14 protein-coding genes are annotated in these 18195 nt (G+C 56.4%); 12 read left to right on the top strand and 2 right to left on the bottom strand.

The annotated features are described in order from the left end of the window. From MSL71_RS24095 to MSL71_RS24045, 11 genes are all read left to right on the top strand, one after another. On the top strand, positions 1 to 618 hold the full coding sequence (locus MSL71_RS24095) for a class I SAM-dependent methyltransferase (protein ID WP_180146292.1): 618 nt from the start codon (positions 1 to 3) through the stop codon (positions 616 to 618). A 298-nt stretch (positions 619 to 916) separates the two neighbouring features. Continuing rightward, positions 917 to 1228 (top strand): hypothetical protein, encoded by a 312-nt coding sequence (locus MSL71_RS24090; protein ID WP_180146289.1) that lies wholly within the window; start codon positions 917 to 919, stop codon positions 1226 to 1228. 344 nt (positions 1229 to 1572) lie between these two features. After that, positions 1573 to 2556: a CsgG/HfaB family protein gene (locus MSL71_RS24085; RefSeq protein WP_180146286.1), complete on the top strand. Its 984-nt coding sequence runs from the start codon at positions 1573 to 1575 to the stop codon at positions 2554 to 2556. 95 nt (positions 2557 to 2651) lie between these two features. Next, positions 2652 to 4085, top strand: coding sequence for an LPP20 family lipoprotein (locus MSL71_RS24080; RefSeq protein WP_180146283.1), 1434 nt, complete (start codon positions 2652 to 2654; stop codon positions 4083 to 4085). Positions 4086 to 4378: 293 nt separating this feature from the next. Continuing rightward, the gene (locus MSL71_RS24075) at positions 4379 to 5185 is read left to right on the top strand and encodes a S1 RNA-binding domain-containing protein (RefSeq protein WP_180146279.1); all 807 of its coding nucleotides are present in this window, start codon (positions 4379 to 4381) and stop codon (positions 5183 to 5185) included. A gap of 445 nt (positions 5186 to 5630) precedes the next feature. Then, the gene (locus MSL71_RS24070; protein ID WP_180146276.1) at positions 5631 to 6266 is read left to right on the top strand and encodes an O-methyltransferase; all 636 of its coding nucleotides are present in this window, start codon (positions 5631 to 5633) and stop codon (positions 6264 to 6266) included. 14 nt (positions 6267 to 6280) lie between these two features. Beyond that, positions 6281 to 6667 carry a DUF1294 domain-containing protein gene (locus tag MSL71_RS24065; RefSeq protein WP_180146273.1) on the top strand — a complete coding sequence of 129 codons (387 nt, stop codon included), beginning with the start codon at positions 6281 to 6283 and terminating at the stop codon, positions 6665 to 6667. 935 nt (positions 6668 to 7602) lie between these two features. Next, positions 7603 to 10149: a C25 family cysteine peptidase gene (locus MSL71_RS26765; RefSeq protein ID WP_180146270.1), complete on the top strand. Its 2547-nt coding sequence runs from the start codon at positions 7603 to 7605 to the stop codon at positions 10147 to 10149. Positions 10150 to 10294: 145 nt separating this feature from the next. Continuing rightward, the gene (locus tag MSL71_RS24055; protein WP_180146267.1) at positions 10295 to 11140 is read left to right on the top strand and encodes a cyclase family protein; all 846 of its coding nucleotides are present in this window, start codon (positions 10295 to 10297) and stop codon (positions 11138 to 11140) included. After that, entirely contained in the window at positions 11124 to 11915 is a 792-nt protein-coding gene (locus MSL71_RS24050; protein WP_180146264.1) for an alpha/beta fold hydrolase, read from the top strand. The genes MSL71_RS24055 and MSL71_RS24050 overlap by 17 nt, the downstream gene beginning before the upstream one ends. Before the next feature lie 186 nt (positions 11916 to 12101). Then, complete coding sequence (locus MSL71_RS24045) at positions 12102 to 12665, top strand: DUF3592 domain-containing protein (protein ID WP_180146261.1); 564 nt, start codon at positions 12102 to 12104, stop codon at positions 12663 to 12665. Between the two features lie 288 nt (positions 12666 to 12953). Here MSL71_RS24045 and chrA read toward each other — a convergent pair whose 3' ends face one another. Then, positions 12954 to 14153, bottom strand: coding sequence for a chromate efflux transporter (gene chrA / locus MSL71_RS24040; protein WP_180146258.1), 1200 nt, complete (start codon positions 14151 to 14153; stop codon positions 12954 to 12956). A gap of 35 nt (positions 14154 to 14188) precedes the next feature. Then, on the bottom strand, positions 14189 to 15403 hold the full coding sequence (locus MSL71_RS24035; protein ID WP_180146255.1) for an AI-2E family transporter: 1215 nt from the start codon (positions 15401 to 15403) through the stop codon (positions 14189 to 14191). Between the two features lie 540 nt (positions 15404 to 15943). On the opposite strand from MSL71_RS24035, the gene MSL71_RS24030 reads away from it, so the two are divergent. After that, a complete protein-coding gene (locus MSL71_RS24030) occupies positions 15944 to 18187 on the top strand; it encodes a peptidase U32 family protein (protein ID WP_180146251.1) in 2244 nt (747 codons plus the stop codon). The last annotated feature ends 8 nt before the right edge of the window (positions 18188 to 18195 follow it).

The raw sequence follows: 18195 nt of genomic DNA, 5'->3' as shown, positions 1-18195 counted from the left end.
GTGAACAATCTCTGTTGGAAAACATACTGCCACAAGACAAACGACATACCTCCCAGGCCAACGCTTGTAAAAGCGCTGTCTTTTTTTGACCATGAGCCCTTCCATGGCGCAGAAAAAATCGCTGTGGACCTTGGGTGTGGTGCCGGGGGTGATTGCCTGAGCCTTCTGACTGCGGGATGGTCCGTCTTTGCAGTCGACAAGGAACCGGAAGCCATACGCACGGTTGAGGAAAAAGCCGCTCCCCATGCGAACCACCTGAAAACCCGCGTGTCGCTGTTTGAGGAAATTCAGTCTTTGCCAACCGCTTTGCTGGTGAACGCCAGCTTATCCCTCCCATTTTGCAGACCGGAGGCATTCCATACCCTCTGGAAGATTGTTGCCAGTTCCATCCAGCCTGGTGGTCGGTTTGCCGGGACACTTTTCGGTGACCGCGATGAATGGTCGGCCAATACAGCCATGACCTTCCTGAGCGTGGATCAGGTCTACGGCATGTTTTCCGGCTTTAAGATGGAACACTTCCATGAACGGGATGAAATGGGGCCCACAGCCACGGCAGGCGATAAGCACTGGCATTCCTATTCTGTTGTCGCAAAGAAAATACACCCCACACAAAAATAACTTAAATCAAATTGCCATTATGGCAATTTACCGATCTATACATCTGAAAGTATGTGTACCCCGCCTCTGCACTCGCGAAAAAGCAATCACAGATACACACCTCATTTTTTTATTTACTTTTATCTCGAAAAGTATAAATATCTCAAAAAGTGATTCGTCATACACATAGGAATGACCACCCAGCTAACGTCTCAATTCAACCCCATGGGCATAGCCCCAACACTGTTCACAGCTAAGCGCTTCAGCATTATCCAGCAAGCATTCAGAAAACCATTTCAATGTTATGGAGGTAACCGCAGTGGATGTATCGTGGAAAGTAGCAATTAAAGTCTGGTTCAGCTTCCTTTGGAGAACCATTGCCTTCTCTCTTCTCATCGGCATCATAGTGGGCCTTTTCCTCGGCCTCATTGATGTCGGTGGAGCCATCATGTTACACGAACGTTCCATTACGGCAAAATTTCGCCCATTTATCATTTGGGCCTCCATGATTCCGGTTCAAATTATAGCGATAAAGGGAGCCCTGAAGGCAGAGTACAGCGACTTCCACATCAGCCTCGTCGATATCAGACAGGGCTTTTCAAAAAAAGTACTCATTAAAAGCCCATCCTGATTCAATCATAGATATCGGGCACAACGCATTGGCTCCACGTTCATAATGCAGCCTGCCGTGCCCGATTCCGAAAACAACCGCGATGCGTCCAGCACACCCACCCATTGCCCTTCCGAAAACCAGTCGCCCCATCCCCTTCCAGACGACCTTGTCCCACACCTACCAGCCAGTCACAATTTTTAGAAACAAATTGACTAAATATATTGGGCTATAGTAGTACCCTTCGATTCTGGGTTGACATTCTGTTGTTCCTTTTGCATCGAATCCGAGGGGGTCGTATGAGATTTTGTTTTACCAAAAAGTGTGCCATTTCTGTATTTTCCTGTTTTTTCATTTGTATCCTGATGACATCCTGTGCATCCAAGCTGAAAGTGCCCCGCCTGAAGCCTGCAGAGATCAACCTTTCATCGTACAAAAATGTCACGGTCTTTCCCTTTAAGGGGACCCATGGCCGCGAAATCAGCGACACCCTGACGCAACAGCTCTTCGAGAGCGACCGGTTCCATGTTCTGGACCGGACGAACCTGAACCGCATCTTGAAAGAGCAAAACCTCTCCATGTCCGATATTGCCAACCCAAACAACTCCGTCAGGTTAGGCAAAGTCATGGGCAGCAGTGCGTTGATCTTCGGGCAGGTGTACAAACGGAAATACACCCAGAAGCGAAGCTCTTCCAAGGCAACCTGCCGTGAGGACGGGAAAAAATATTCATGCCGCCGCTACAAGGTAAAGGGCAACTGGCATCTCAAGGTGGGCTTTAAAATGGTGGACACCTCCACCGGTGAGATCATCGCAACCAAAGTAATTGACGAGACCAAGTCCAAATCCAAGTCGCGACGGGAAGAAAGGCCGGAGGTCACCTGGGACAAAGAGAAGGTGTTCACCTCTTTGCAGGATAAATTGATCGGCAAGTTCATGAGAATGATCGCGCCTTACACCGTTTACAACAGCGTGAAACTCTATGACGACGATGACCTCCCCTGGCTTGAGACCGGCATTAAATTCGCCAAAACAGGGGACTGGGCAACGGCCATCGATATGTTTGAAACCGCGGTTGCCGAAGCCGAGAGAAACCCCGACATCGATGAAAAACTTCGGGCACGGGCCCATTATGACCTGGGCGTGGCCTACGGCTACAGCGGCCACTACACCAAAGCCCTGGAACAGCTGAAGCGGGCCTGCACCCTCAGCCCCGACGATGTATTTTTCAAGGAGCTCGAAAAAATCAAACAGTTCAGGCTGGACGACAGGCTGCTGAAAGAACAGGGCGTCACATCGTCGCGCCGTTGCAACACGGCGCATCTCACTGTTGTGACCATGGCGTCCTGATACGCTGCTGACTGGTATTCTGGGCTTCGGGGTCAGCAAGGGCGCTTGCACCCTGCCTCGGAAGCCCACCACCCATTTCGGAGATCATCATGTCCATGAAAAAACTGATCCCTGTTGTCCTTCTCATCCTTGCGGCAGGCTGCAGCGCAGGGCAGCCCGCCTGGGTGACAAACAGCACACACCCCGGATATGCACCTGAGCATTTCCTTGTGGGGGTAGGCCTCTCCTCCCGATCGCGGGACCCGCAGGCAGATATGCAGAAAGCCGATGCCAACGCACGCCTGGAGGTGGCCAAGCAGCTGAGGGTCAATATCCAGAGTAGCCTCAGCTCACGTAAAAAGCAGAAAACCAGAGCGTCTTTGCCCCAGACCTACACCTCGGAGACAGCCATCGACTCAACGGAAAACGTCGACATCCTGCTCCAGGGAATCACCATTGCCGATCGCTATTACAGCAAAAAGGACCAGCTCCATTACGCCATTGCCGTGCTGAACAAACCGGAAACGGCCCACCGGCTGGCATCGGAGATGACTCGTCACAGCTCCCGTGTTTCTGAATTATCCCGCCAATGCAAAGAGCTGTTGGAAAAAGGGGACACCATCGGCGCCCTGCACAAGGGAATCAAAGCCCTGGACCATTACCGCAGGTACATGGACAACAGGCAGATGATCGCCGTCCTGGACCCCATGGCACCGGCGGGCAAGGAGACGCCTCCCCGCGACCCGTACGATGAAGTGGCAAAGATCAAAGGCAGCCTGAGCCTCATGGGCCTGGGCGGAGACATGCAAACCGCCAAAAAGGGCAGCGGCCTTGCCGAGACATTGCGCGTTAAGGCCATGGTCCATGGCACCACGCCCCTGGCCAACCTGCCGGTAAAAGCAACCTTTTCACCGGGATCGACGAGTAAAGCCCAGGCCGTTGCCACAGGCCCGGGCGGCAAGGCTTCCGTCCGAATCCTGGGGGTGGCCGCCACCCAAACGCCCCTCAACCCGGTTGAGGTAACCGTGGACTGGAACCGCATCATCAAAGACGCGTTGGGTGAAAAGCCCGGCCCCTCGTGGGAGGGGGTTTTGTCCGGGCCTTCGGTACGGTTTACCTATGCGTTGAGAACGCCCGAAACATCCTGTGTGCAGCTCAAGATCCACACCCGTCAGAACGACGCCGGTGTCGATGCAACCTCCATACTCTCTCCGGTGAGTGCCGACCTTTTCAGGAAAAAGGGGTTTCAGGTGCAAAGCCGTGGCCAGCATAGTGACAGGCACACAAACGGTTCAGGGTCCAAAGCAACGATCCTCGTCGTTGAAAAAGTCGACGTGCAGTATTCCGGCAGGCGCGGCCGAGGCGTTGTCTACCGCGCACGCATGTCGGTGACCGCCTACGACACGGCCAGCCGCAGCATCATCGCTTCAGCCCACGGGACGGCCCTTGGCGGCGCGAGCAGCAGAAAGGCTGCCGCCGAAAGGGCCATCAAGGACGTGGCAAACGATCTGCTCCCTAAGCTTGCTGCCCGCATGGCCGAGGGTCTGTAGCGAGTGGAATAACAAAAATCAAAAGCAATGCCTCCGGCGGCGAGGTGTGCCACCTCGAAAGCAGGTTGCGAATGCGCTTTCCCCTTCGTTCCTCAGGGAAAATCACATTCGCTATTGATTCAGATTAAGCCGAATCTGTTTTTAAAACCTGTTTATTAAACTTTTTAAAAGTTTAGCTCCCGGCAGGGCCGCCGGAGGCATCTTTAACCTGGCTGCCTCCGGCGACGAGGTAAGCCACCTAAAAAGCGGGTTGCCGCTGCACTTTTCAGCACCGCACATATTCAGGAGTACCCATGAATAACGAGAATCAATGGGAGGCCATTTCCCTCCGCTACCCGGAAGGGCAGAAAGTCCGAGGCCGCGTCACCCAACTGCAGCCCTACGGATGCCTTGTGGAATTAGAAGACGGTGTGAAAGGATTGCTCCACGCCACGGACCTGCACTGGACCGACAAGACCCTCCGCCCAGCCGACATGCTCAGCCAGGGGGACCTTGTGGACGTGATGGTCCTGCGCGTTAACACAGAGAGCGGCGCCATCGCCCTCGGTCTCAAACAATGCGGGGAGAACCCGTGGGAGGACCTTGCCGCACGCTGCCCGGAAGGAAGCCGTGTCCGTGGTCGCGTCACCCGGATCGTGGACTACGGGTGTTTTGTTGAAATCGAAGACCGCTTCGAGGGCATTGTCTATGTCTCCGAGATGGACTGGACCAACACGAACATTCACCCCAGCAACGTCGTTCAGGTGGGTGACACCATCGAGGTCATGGTTCTGGACGTCAACGCGCATAAGGGTTCCTTCTCTTTGAGCCTTAAGCAGTGCCACCCCAACCCGTGGGAACAGTTTGCCGAGACCCATAAGAAAGGCGACAGGGTCCGGGGCACCCTCTCATCTGTGAGCAACATCGGCCTTTTTGTGACCTTGGAAGGAGGGGTTACCGGCCTGACATTCTACTCAGACAGCCCGTACGAAAATGGTGAAGAAGCCATCTCCCATCTCACCGAAGGGGATGATATCGATGCCGTTGTGCTGAGCATCGACGCCGAGCGGGAACGCATCTGCCTGGGGATCTCTCTGCCATGCAAGGATGATAACAGGTAACACCGTCTTGCGCTCCGGGAGAGAGGCATGCGCACGTTTCGAGACCTGCGGGCCCCATCTGCCCTCTCCCGGCCCGCCCTCTTTTACTTCAGACAAATCCCCTTCAGGGTGAACGCATTTAGAATTTGGCATCCAGCGGCCCTGCCGAGGGGCCAAACCTTTGAAAAGTTAGACAAACAGGTTTTGTTTTTTAAGGATGCCCCTGCAGGGCATAGCCCATCTTCTTTTTCTATTTATTACCGGAAAGTTTTTTGCGGGGCTTTTATCAAAAAGCGCCCCGCCGGAGGCAACTGTTTTTTAAATGTGTTGGCCCTGAAATCCCCTTTGCCTCATCTTGTTGCCTGTGATACCCATCGAATACGTCATTTTACGATGCCCAGCGCTGAGCCCCCGGCCTGTTTCGCGCATCTTCGAAAAAACGCATACCATGGGAAATCCGACGCATATGATGATCAGCCAGGAAGCCATCAGAACAAAATTCGGCGACGACTACACCGCAGACGAGCGTACCTTCATCATGGGAATCGATGAACGCTTCACCTCACATTTTGCAAAGCGATTCACCGGACGTTGTGTCTTAGAGACGTGCAGCGGTGCGGGATTCACGACCATCTCCCTTGCCAGGACAGCGGCCCGGGTGACAACCGTTGAAATCCATGGCCCCACCCGGGAAAAAGCCATCCAAAACGTCCATCGGGCCGGGCTTTCGGAGCGGGTGTCCTTTGTCTCAGGAGATATCATGAACCCTGAGACCATAGAGACCCTTCCCATGATCGACGCGGTGTTCATGGACCCGGATTGGGCTGTCACCGGCCCCGAGCACATGTATCGGTTTTTAGGCTCCAATACACAGCCGCCTGCGGACGCTCTTCTGGATAAGATGCTATCTATCACCCAAAACGTGGCCATGGTGCTGCCGCCCTTTATCGACACGCGGGAGTTCGAGGGCCTTCCTCCCCATGAGCGTGAACGCCTCTTCCTGGGAGACAGCCATGAGCTTTTCTGCCTCTACTTCGGCGACCTGGCACAAACCATCGGCACCACCGACTTTCGAGTAAAAGAGACCTCGGCGTTGCCGTGAGAAGGGATCATGTGATGGGGAGATTGCGAATCACGGCTGCCGCCTGCTTCCTGCTCGGCATCTTGCTGGCCGCCTGGCTTGGGGAAGTGTCGGTGACCATAGCAGCCGTCTACCTCGGCGGAAGTATCGCGGCCTTCCTGGCCTATGCACTGGACAAATCCGCTGCCAAGGGAAGCAGGTGGCGAACCCGGGAGAGAACGCTTCACCTGCTTGCCCTTGCCGGTGGCTGGCCCGGAGCCATCATCGCCCAGGAGTCCTTTCGCCACAAAACCAGGAAAAAATCGTTCCGCGCCCTTTTTTGGGTAACCGTCACCCTGAACGGCTGCGGCCTGTTTTTATACCTCAGGCCGGACACCGTTCAACGGGCGATGCTGAGCTTCGAAAGGTATCTGACACGTTAGCCCGGTTCGCCCGAAGGGAGAGAAACGCGATAAGAAAACGGTGAAATACATTTTGCATTTTTAAAATATCGTAACTATTCAGTTGCCTCCGGCGGGTCGCTTTTTGAAAAAAGCTCCGCAAAAACGTTCCGGTTGCCTCGCCTTTAGCCGTCCAGCCCCGTTGGGGCCGGACGGCTGAAGGCGAGGCATATCGGTTATGTTTTGAAGAGTCGGCTTGTCGATAACTTAAAGTCGTCCCAAGTCGCTCGTAAAACCTGTTTGTCAAACGTTTTAAAAGTTTGGCCCCGGCAGGGCCGCCGGAGGCGCTTTTGAACTGAATAGTTACAAAATATCCACCCTCCCAGAACAACAATCAGTAATAACAGCTTGTTTATCCAACCTGGCCGTTTCCTTATAAAATATCCGGGTCAGCAGCACACACGATCCCTCCCTGTTGAGCCACGGCCCTGTTACCCGGCGTTGAAACGCGCCGACACAAAGGAGAACGGAAACATACCAAACACGGTACCAATCAGGTACGGCTCCGCTCAACCACCCGAATCGTTGCCCGAATTTTCAATCCACGCTCATAATCCTACCGAATATTTTTTCAGAATTATAAAGTTTCCAAATCTTTGCACTTGAGCCATCAAAATGTTTGACTGGCGAAATAGATCCCTATACGGTCAACTTTACTCTCGCGAAATACCCGGCCCAACCTGAAGGGCCCTGGATTTGGAACAGCCTGCCTTATTCACTCTCATTATTACGCATATTTATCGCCGATTTATCGCAATGAAAATCGCGTTTCGTTTGCCTGTGGCCTGGTCCACCGATCTTTTTATCGTTTCCCGGATATATCCCTGAAAGGAGAACTCCTTTTTCAGGGCTCACTCAAAGCCCTCGTTTATCAAATGTCGAGGGGCTCACCCACAACTGAAGCAAAGGAGAATGTCATGACAAAACGATTGGGCATGGTTGCCGCGGTCATCATCACGTATGTCCTTTCCGCTGTGGCTGTCCAGGCGGGAGACGGATTTGACGTATCCCTTCTCCGATCCACCCCCCAGGAGATCGTCCTGGAGTTCACCCTGGGGGATTACACCCTCAACCCCGTGGATAAAAACGGCACCATCTACACCGAGATCCTCTTTCCGGGCAAGATCACGACCAAGAAAAAGGGGTATGCGGAGCTGCCCTTTATCCACGCATCCGTGGCCCTTCCGGCAAGCGGGGACCTGCACATCTCCGTAGAACCAGGGAACGTCACGGAGATCCCCCTTGCCTACCCCATGCTCCCCTCCCGAGGGGTGATCTACCGCAACCAGAATCCTGCCGATATCCCGTACGAAACCGCGCCGTCGGCACGCACGGGCCGCTGGTACCCGGACAAGGTTGCCACGGCCTCCGAGCCCTACATCCTTCGAGATGTCCGGGGGACAGACATCCACGTCTATCCCTTCAGGGCCCATGGAACAAAAAACATCCTGAAAGTTTACCACTCGGTGATTGTCACCCTCTCCACGGGAAGCGGTGAAGGAGCCAACGCGTTGAGCGCCCCGATGCGCTCCGTGGCACCGGAGATGGAGGCCATCTATCGCGACATGTTCATCAACTATGCCCCGGCCGCCCGGTCCATCGGCGAGGCAGGGGAGCTCCTTGTGATCCACACCTCCCGCGATGCGTCCGCCATCGCCCCTTACGTAACGTGGAAACGTCAAAAAGGGATTACTGTCCACACCCTGGAGGTGTCCACCGGGACCCTGGTGAAAAACAGCATTTCCCAGTTCTACGCGTCCCACCCCTCCCTGCTCTACGTTCAGCTGGTGGGGGATTGGGCCGACATCAAATCGGAGCTGGGGACTTCGGCCAACGCTCCCACAGACCCCATGCTGGGCTGCGTGGCGGGCAGCGACTATTACCCGGACCTCATCATCGGCAGGTTTTCAGCCCAAAGCGCCTCGGATGTCACGGTGCAGGTGGACAAGACCGTAGGTTACGAAAAAAGCCCTCAGCTTTCCGGCAGCTGGTACCCCACGGCCCTGGGGATCGGTTCCGGTGAAGGCAGCGGCAGCGGTGACGACGGTGAAGCCGACTACGAGCATGTGGACGTCATCAAGGAGTACAAGCTGCTGCCATCGACTTACAGCACCGTAAACGAAGTGTACCAGAGCGGCTCGGCCTCCTCTGTCAGCGGGTATGTCAACGGCGGACTCTCCCTCATCAACTACACCGGCCACGGTTCCCACACCTCGTGGGGCACCACAGGCTTCAGCAACAGCAATATATCGTCCCTGACCAACGGCTCCCAGCTGCCCGTGATTATTTCCGTGGCCTGTGTCAACGGCGAATTCCACAACGGGGGCGACTGTTTCGCAGAAAGCTGGCTCAAGAAAAACGGAGGCGGCGCCGTTGCCACGGTGATGGCCACCATCAACCAGCCCTGGACGCCCCCCATGCGGGGCCAGGACTACATGAACGATATGCTGGTGGGCGGATACGACTACTCCACAAACCCGGGAAGCGGCACCTCCACAACCGATGGGCGTTCCACCTTCGGGTCCCTTGTGTTCAACGGGCTCATCCTCATGTACGCCGAGTCCTCCACCTCTTCCGACCTGGACACCATCAAAACCTGGACCATCTTCGGGGATGCCTCGCTTCAGGTACGCACGGCAGCGCCCCTTCCCCTGTCCCTGTCTGCCACTTCGGCACAGGCCAACACCCCCTTTGACTGCGTGGTCACCTCGGGCGGAAACCCCGTACCGGGGGCCCTGGTCGCCCTCTATCAGCAGGGGACTCTCTTCAAGGCCATCACCGATGCCAGCGGCGCGGTCTCCATTTCACACACCATCACTGCCGGGGAGTACACCCTGGCGGTCACCGGAAAAAACCTGGAGACCAAGTTCTACACCCGGAACATGGGAGGCTCGGCCAACCAGCCCCCTGAGGCCTCATTCTCAACGGCTGTCAACAACCTGACCGCCAGCTTCACCGACACCAGCCAGGACAGCGACGGGACCATCGCCTCCCGCCAGTGGGATTTCGGCGACGGAACCTCATCCACCGCCACCAACCCGGCCCACACCTACGCAGCAGCCGGATCCTACATCGTCACCCTCACCGTCACCGACGATGACGGTGCCTCGGACCAGGCAACGGCATCGGTGACAGCTACAACCCCCGACACCGTGCCCGTTCTCCAAAACGGTGTTGCCGTCACCAACCTTTCGGCAGCCCAGGGCGACTGGATCTACTACAAAATCGTGGTCCCGTCCGGCGTTTCGAGCCTGACCATGGAGATCAGCGGCGGCAGCGGGGACGGCGACCTCTACACCCGCTTCGGGGAAAAACCGGACACCTACACCTACGACTGCCGCCCCTACCTCTGGGGCAACAACGAAACCTGCACCGTCAGCACCCCGGCGGCAGGCACCTACTACATGGGGATTCGCGGATACAACGCTTTTTCAGGCATGAGCCTGACCGCATCGTTTAATTAACCTTTACGTTTTGTAGAGAATTTCTTAAGTAAAGAGTCGATATGGCCCCCGGCAGCCTTGCCGGGGGCCAGCATATCTGAGCATACAAAATTCCCCCCATGATCACAAAAAGCTAACCCGGAAATACGCTACGCGAGGAACCTGAATGAAAAAACGCTCCGTCACCCTCCCTGTTCTTGCCGCAGCCATGCTTTTTTTCACAGCCTGCGCTTCACACCAGCCCGCAGCGTTGCAGCCCGCCTCCCCCTTCAACGGCGACATCGTGGATTTAACTCAACCCCTGACACCGGACATTCCCATCTGGCCGGGAGATCCCGCCTTTGAGGTTACGCCATGGGCCACCTATGAGAAAGACCAGTACTTCATCAATCGCATTGCCATAGGAGAGCACAGCGGCACGCACTGGGGCACCCCGAACACCTTTATCAAGGGCGCACGAAGCGCTGAGATGTTTGAAGCCCGGGAGCTGGTGGTGCCCGCTGTTGTCATCGATATCCGGGAAATTGCCGAACAAGATGCGGACCATCGCTTTTCCATCGACGAACTGAAGGCCTGGGAGAAAGCACAAGGCCAACACGTACCGCCCGGAAGTCTGGTGATCCTCTTCACCGGATGGCAGGACAAGTGGCACGCCCCTGAGGCCTTCCTCGGAGCAGACAAGGAAATGAACCTGCACTGGCCCGGCTTCAGCGCCGACACCGCCGAATTCCTCATCAACGAACGCGCAGTGGTGGGGCTGGGGACAGACACCCACGGTGCAGACCCCGGCAACGACACGAAGTTCGGCGCCAGCTTTGCCATGTATGACGCCGACGGCATGATCCTGGAATGCCTCACCGGCCTGCACCGCCTGCCTCCCTTCGGCAGCGTGCTGGTTATCGGCGGCTGGCCCGTCAGGGGCGGCTCCGGCAGCCCGGCAAGGGTCTTGGCCTTTGTGCCCTCTCCCAAGGATTCCGTGGCTTCAAGGAGTCAGCATGACGTGTACCGTTGAGCATCTCTGCATCGTCACGGATGCCGGATCGTTTCATGCAAAAAAATGGACGCCACAAAACCCATCGTCATCCGTCCCCATGGTGCTGCTCCATGACTCCCTGGGATGTGTGGACCTGTGGCACCATTTTCCCCTTACACTTGCCGAGCGTTTATCTCTGTGTGTCATCGCCTACGACCGGTTGGGTTTCGGTCGATCCTCTCCGCGAAAAGAGCTTCCTTCCATCCGTTTCATCGAAGAGGAAGCCACCGATTACTTTCCGTGGGTTAAAAGGCACTTCAGCTTAGAGGACTATATCCTCTTCGGCCACAGCGTGGGAGGCGCCATGGCCGTCAACATCGCTGCCCGGGACAAAGGATGTGTGGCGGTGATAACCGAGGCATCGCAAGCCTTTGTGGAGGATCGAACGGTGGCAGGCATTAAAGCGGCACAGAAAGCGTTCCAAGAGCCGGGCCAGATGGACCGACTGAAAAAATGGCACGGAGACAAAGGGGAGTGGGTGTTCAGGGCCTGGACCGACATCTGGCTCTCCAGCGCGTTTTCCGGCTGGAGCCTGGACGCCTGCATGGGCGAAGTGACATGCCCTGTCCTTGCGATCCACGGCGAAAACGACGAATACGGCTCCACCGCGTTTCCTGAATTCATCGCACACAAGGCGAAAGGCATTTCAGAAATGGCCATCCTGAACAACTGCGGACACATCCCCCACAAGGAAAAGCCGGAAGAGGTCGTCAATAAGGTAGAATTGTTTTTGAACAAAAATGCAGTAACCTGACCCCATCCCCCCCAAAAAAACCTGCACAAGGCATTTTCTCTCCTTCTGTCCTCACCTTTCCATTGCACTGTAAGAACAATCTGATATAAGCCAATTCAGGTATTCGCTTAGGAATACTACATACCTTATTTCAGGAATTTTCCAGCGGTCGGTTCTTCGGCAAGGCCTGGAAGCCATGGAGCAGCAATGAAATCATTCAGCATCGTTCCCATCATCATGGGTATCTTTTTAGTGATCGGGTGCCTGGGCCTCAGGGAATCACACCAAAACTACCAGGACTACCGGTCCGTGGAAGCGTTCAAAGCCAGAGCGATCTCCACAAGGGCCGAAATCATGTCCCATATCACCAACTACTCCAGACAAGGAGTATCCTACGGATTCAGCGTCGAGTTTACGACGCCTGACGGCAAACGCATCTACGCAAAAACCTTATTACAACCCACCAAGCCCCAGGGAGAATCCGGAGACCTCACCGAGATCCTCTATGATCCCCAGAACCCCGATGAACCACGCCTCCCCCCCGTCGGCATTCCCTTGAAAAAAACCCTGGTGCCGGGGGCCGTCGGCGCCAGCTTTATCGGCATGGTCTTTCTCTACGCCATGGCCGCCCTCATGAAAGCCGCACGCACCGCACGACATGCCACGTCCAAGTACCAAGGCCAATCCGCCCGGGCACTCAATACCTCGTCCTCCAGAGACAAGCTCGTCGCAAAGTACCAGAAAAGCCACGGACGATTCAGTAAATCGTAACGGCAAACCAAGCCACTCGAGCATAATCAAATTGCGGTTAAAACCTGTTTATGAACCTTTTCAAAAAGTTCAGGTAACTATTCAGCTTATGCCTCCGGCGGCCCTGCCGGGGGCTAAACTTTTAAAAAGTTTAACAAACAGGTCACAAAAAAAAGGGACATGAATGCCGTTTTAAATGCAGATGTGATTTGACCCGAGGAACGAGGGGCAAATGACATCTGCTATCTGCTTTCAAGGTGGCACACCTTGCCGCCGGAGGCTGTTTTTTGGAGCTGAATAGTTACAAGTTCAGAAAGGAACGATACCTGCCACAAGGGCCATCACCACCATAAGGGGTGCCGGAACCTTTCCGGTGGCAAGGATGGCCACGGTGGTGGTGGTCATGGCCAGGTTGGCAAAGCCCACACCGTTGGCCTGTATCAGGATAATCGCCGCAGCCGTGATCATGCCCCCTGCCACGGCGTTGACACCTTGAAGGGAGATCTTGATGGCCTTCACCTCTTTGATGCGCTCCCACACGGGACAGATAAAATAGATAAGCAGAAGACCCGGCAGGAAGATCCCGATGCCACCGGCAAGGGCCCCCATGACTTGTTGAAGGGTGGAGCCGTGGCGTGAGGCCATGCCGCCCGCATAGGCTGCAAAGCTGAACATGGGGCCGGGCAATCCCTGCACCAGCCCGTAGCCGGTGAGAAACTCTCCGTTGGTCATGTACCGGTTCACCTCCACCAGCTCGCTGTGCATAACCGGCACAACGACCTGTCCTCCTCCGAACACCAGGTACCCGTACCGATAAAAACTCTCGAACAGTTTGAAAAACCGTATGTCCGTTGCAAGGGAAAGCACGAGGGAACCTGCCGTGCAGAGAAGGAACAGGCCCAGGTAGCCCCAGGGCGGATTGATGCGGGGTTTGTTCCAGATTGCCTTTTCCCGGGAGGCAAGGATACTTGCCGCTCCCCCCGCCACCAGCACCAGGGGAAAGATCCAAGGGGTTCTGACGAGGTATGTACTCACCGCACCAAAAACCATCAAAAGGCATGTCAGCTTGTCGGTAACGACTTTTTTGCCGATGCGCCAGGCCGCCAGAAGAATGAACCCCACGGCCATGGGGCCGATGAACCGCAGGATCTCCGGCGACACGTGGGCCGTCGCCAAAAGGGCGTAGAGAAATGACAGGGCCGTCATGATGAGCAGCACAGGCGCGGCCCAGACCAGCATGGTGAGAAAGGCGAGCAAGGGGCCGCCTTTCTTGTACCCCACGGCCACGATGGTCTGGGTGCTCGTGGGCCCCGGAAGAATACTGCATAGCGCCAGCAATTCAACCAGTTCCTCTTCCGTCACGTGGTTACGCCTGGCCACCAGCTGGTCCAGAAACACGCCCATGTGGGCTTCGGGGCCGCCGTAGGCACCCAGGGAACAGACAAGGACGTCCTTGAGAAAGGAGGCCTGGGGCGTTGCTGCCGTGTGGTACGTCGTCTCCTCGGTCATCTCTTCTTCTCCGATTCTGTCCCCGCGTTTTCAGCTTACCTGCTGTCCTGCTGGTTCAAAAACTCGTCGAATTCAATGCTGTAGATGTAAAGCAGCACCATGGCCAGCCCGAAGATAATGGGTCCGTACAGAAGACCAATGAGGCCGAAGTAGTTGATGCCGCCTAGGATGGCAAAAAAGATCAGGAGGGTGCTCATGTCGGCGGATCCCTGCATGAACAGGGGGCGCACAATGTTATCGATCATGCCCACCACCACCACGGACCAGACCGTCATGAAAACGGCGTATCCCCAGTGCCCGGAGATCAGCAGAAAAATGGCCGCGGGGATCCAGATCAGGGCGGTACCCACCAGGGGAACCAGGGACGCAAAGGCCATGGCAATACCCCAGAACAGGGCCGGGAGCCCGGTAATCCAGAAGGCGATGCCACCGGCCAGCCCCTGGGCAAGAGCCGTCACAAAGGTCCCGAGAAGGGCGGATTTGGAGACGGTCTTGATTTTGTCGATGATGCGGGATTCCTGGCTGGAGCTTAAGGGGATGAGATGAAGAAGGCTGTCGAAGATCACCTCTTCGTCCCGAACAAAAAAGAAAAAGGCAAAGAGCATCAAAAAGAACTTGCCCACAAAGGAGGTCAGGCCTCCGGCCAGGTTGCCCCCCTGATTCAACAGGGCCTTGCCGATGGTGCGGGTGACGTTGAGGATGGCCTCGTCAAAGCGGAGGGCCTGCAAATTAAAATCCGGGAAAAAGCGTTCAATGTCCGGGAGTACGCCCTTGCCCCAGTCAGCAAACCGCATCACCAGGGGATGGTTTGACAAGGCCTGGTACTTGCCGGTTTCCACCCAGGTGTAGATGGCGTCAAAGGAGTCGATGCCCTGCTGGATAATGGCCAGGAGCATAAAGAGCACCGGCAGGACCACCACCAGGGTCAGCAAAAGGCACGACAGCGCTGCAGCTGTGTTCTTGCGGCCCTTGAGCCACCCCTCCAGCTTTTTGTTTACCGGGGTAAAGAGCACGGCCAGAATCATGGCCAGGATGATGGTGTGCAGGTAAGGCCTGATGATGTTGTAGCACCCCACGAGCACGACGATGATCAGGACAAACAGAAAATAGTGGGCATTCATGAACGCCCGGCCCGCTTCGGAGGCAGGTTCCGATGTTTTTTTCACCTCGGGGGCTGCGGCCTGGGGGCTCTTTTTTTTCTGTTCTTTACCGGTGGATTTCGCCTTTGCGGCTTTTCGCTTTTTTGCCATAGGGGGACCCTTATCTGTGGTTTTGCCTGCTGGATAGTTTTTCTGGAAGGGTTCGGGGACATTGGCCCGTGCCGGGCGGGGACTCTGCTCCGGCAACACACGGCCTTTGACACGTTATACATGGCCCCCGGCCATTAGAGAACCCCTAAATTGACCATCGGCGACAGGGCACCGATGGTTCCCACGGCTGCCAACCGTTTCAAGCAAGGGCTAAGGCGCGATAAGTAAGGGTCGTCATCCTACCTTCAAGTGCGGGGCTCCAAAAACGACCCCATGCCTGTGCGGCATCCGCAGAACAAAGCGATGACGGGCCATGCCTTCGGCATCAGACAATCAATCAGGAAGCGCCTTGATTACCGGAACGTTGTTGCGGAGCCTTTTTCAAAAAGCGACCCTCCGAAGACAACTGACGTGTTACATGTGTTGACCCTGGCCCTTACCGGCCCCTTCGTTGACAGCGCCCCCTTGCAGTGCTAAAAGCCCATTCGTCCCAGGCACTTTGCCTTTTTACCCATTTCAACGACGTTGCGACGCATCCTTATGAAGACAGACCTTGAGCTACTTGCACCCGGCGGAGATATCGACGCCATCAAAGCCGCCATTGCCGCCGGTGCGGACGCGGTGTACTGCGGGCTGAACAAATTCAACGCCCGGGACCGGGCCACCAACCTCTCCGCCGAGGACCTTCCCGGCATCGTCAGCCTTGCCCACAAGCACGGTTGCAGCGTGTTTGTGACCCTTAACATCATCGTCGTCGAAAGCGAGATCCCGGCCCTTATCCGCCTCTTGAACACCCTTGTCAACACGCGCATCGATGCGGTCATCGTCCAGGATTTCGGTCTCTTCTATCTTTTGAACAAACACTTCCCGAGCCTGGTCATCCATGCCTCCACCCAGCTCACCACCCACAACGAAGGGCAGGTCCGGTTTCTCAGTGCCCTCAACGCCACCCGGGTGAACCTCTGCCGGGAGCTGAACCTGGAAGAGATCAGGGCCCTCACCGACGCCAGCCGCAAGCAGGGCATGGACACCGAGGTCTTTGTCCACGGTTCCTACTGTGTTTCGTTTTCCGGGCTCTGTTACTTAAGCTCGGTGCTCGGAGGCAAATCGGGAAACAGGGGCCGGTGCAGCCAGCCCTGCAGGGACCGGTTTGAAACCACCCCCGCAGGCAGGGAGTATCCCTTGAACCTCAAGGACAACTCGGCCTACGGCAACCTGAAAGAGCTTGCCGAGGCAGGGGTGTACTCCCTGAAGATCGAGGGGCGCATCAAAAAATTCGACTACGTCCACACCGTGGTCTCCTGCTGGAGAAACCAGATCCAAAGCCTCAGCGAAAAAGACCGCCTGCTCACCGACACCGGTGACCTTGCCAAGGTCTTCAACCGCGACTTTTCCAACGGATTCCTGGCCGGAGAGATCACCTCGGACATGTTCATCGACAACCCCCGGGACCACTCCATCCGGCAGGTATCCAAAGAAAACCCCGCCTGCCCCCAGGGCACCAGGGAACGCTTTTACGAGGACAAGGCCGCCCTGTCCGCCAGGGCCCGCCTCGCCGTGGGCCAGCTCCGCGTCGAAAAGACGGCCCTCACGTTTCGCATCCATGGAGAGCCGGGTGCACCCCTGGGTGTGTCGGTCTCCAGCCCCGAGGCCTCCTTTTCCGTGGCGTCTGACTCTCCCCTTGCCCCCAGGCGGGACACAAGCGCCCCGGGGGGCCTCAGCCGTGCCGTACTCCTTGAAAAATTCAAGCGTTTCGACAATTCCGAATACCGCGTCGATGCCGTGGACACTGAAAACCTGGCCCCCGGCCTCTACCTCCCCTTCAAGGAGCTCACCGCCCTGATCCGGCGCGTTGCCTTTCTCTTGAACGGCTCCCGGGAACCCGTGGCCCCGGTGGCGGTCCCCTCCCCGGGAAAGCCAAAGCCTGTGGGCACCCCGCCCGTCCTCTCCGTGATGATCTCTTCACCCGGGGATATCCCCCTTTGCGAGGCCACCCCGGCAGAGATTTTTTTCCGGCTTCCCGAGGCCCTTGAAAACCGGAAAGACGAATTTATCGCGCTGTTCAACCAATTCCCGAAACTCACCCCCTGGTTTCCGGCCGTGCTCATCGGAGAGGACTACACCGCGGCCCGGGAGATTCTGGAAGCCGTCAGGCCGGACCGCATCGTAACAGACAACTCAGGCGTCGCCTTTGACGCCTTCAGGCAAGGCATTGCCTGGATGGCAGGGAGCTGTTTCAACCTCGTCAACTCCTTCGGCCTGCGCTGCCTCAAGGAGCAGTTCGGCTGCTCCGGTGCCATTGTGTCCCGGGAGATCAACAAAGAGCAGCTCAAACGCCTTGTGCCACCGGAAGGCATGGAGCTGTGCATGGGCATCTACCACCCCGTCACCCTGATGACCAGCCGCCAGTGCCTGCACCAGGGAGTCATCGGGTGCTCCAGAAAGCGATTCGACAAAACGTGCCTTGAAGGATGCGACAGATCGTCATCCATCACGCACGCAAACGGGGCGACCCTTCACGTTCACAAGTCCGGGGGCAACCACCACCGCCTCTACCATGAGACCCATTGCCTCAACACCGCGGTGGTCGCGGACCTGCCCCACACCTTTTCCCGGTTTTTCATCGACCTGCGGGACATCGCCACCCACACAAAAACCGACACGGACAAAGCCGGGCTCATCGCCCTGTTCCACGATCTCCTCAAGGGCGTTCCCGGAGCCGAAGCAGCGATTCACCGGGCGATCCGAAACACCTCCAACGTTCAGTACGTCAGGGGAATTTAACCCCTTCC

It is taken from the genome of Desulfoluna butyratoxydans, from assembly GCF_900699765.1.
In the GTDB taxonomy this organism is placed as follows: Bacteria; Desulfobacterota; Desulfobacteria; order Desulfobacterales; family Desulfolunaceae; genus Desulfoluna; species Desulfoluna butyratoxydans.
Note: the sequence above shows the minus strand (reverse complement) of the source record. Positions and strands in the feature narration are given on the sequence as shown.

Excerpts from the sequence above, each read along its gene's own strand:
- MSL71_RS24085 (WP_180146286.1), top strand. The coding sequence starts at position 1,573 with ATGACATCCTGTGCATCCAAGCTGAAAGTGCCCCGCCTGAAGCCTGCA.
- MSL71_RS24080 (WP_180146283.1), top strand. The coding sequence starts at position 2,652 with ATGAAAAAACTGATCCCTGTTGTCCTTCTCATCCTTGCGGCAGGCTGC.
- MSL71_RS24075 (WP_180146279.1), top strand. The coding sequence starts at position 4,379 with ATGAATAACGAGAATCAATGGGAGGCCATTTCCCTCCGCTACCCGGAA.
- MSL71_RS24070 (WP_180146276.1), top strand. The coding sequence starts at position 5,631 with ATGATGATCAGCCAGGAAGCCATCAGAACAAAATTCGGCGACGACTAC.
- MSL71_RS24065 (WP_180146273.1), top strand. The coding sequence starts at position 6,281 with ATGGGGAGATTGCGAATCACGGCTGCCGCCTGCTTCCTGCTCGGCATC.
- MSL71_RS26765 (WP_180146270.1), top strand. The coding sequence starts at position 7,603 with ATGACAAAACGATTGGGCATGGTTGCCGCGGTCATCATCACGTATGTC.
- MSL71_RS24055 (WP_180146267.1), top strand. The coding sequence starts at position 10,295 with ATGAAAAAACGCTCCGTCACCCTCCCTGTTCTTGCCGCAGCCATGCTT.
- MSL71_RS24050 (WP_180146264.1), top strand. The coding sequence starts at position 11,124 with ATGACGTGTACCGTTGAGCATCTCTGCATCGTCACGGATGCCGGATCG.
- MSL71_RS24045 (WP_180146261.1), top strand. The coding sequence starts at position 12,102 with ATGAAATCATTCAGCATCGTTCCCATCATCATGGGTATCTTTTTAGTG.
- chrA (WP_180146258.1), bottom strand. The coding sequence starts at position 14,153 with ATGACCGAGGAGACGACGTACCACACGGCAGCAACGCCCCAGGCCTCC.
- MSL71_RS24035 (WP_180146255.1), bottom strand. The coding sequence starts at position 15,403 with ATGGCAAAAAAGCGAAAAGCCGCAAAGGCGAAATCCACCGGTAAAGAA.
- MSL71_RS24030 (WP_180146251.1), top strand. The coding sequence starts at position 15,944 with ATGAAGACAGACCTTGAGCTACTTGCACCCGGCGGAGATATCGACGCC.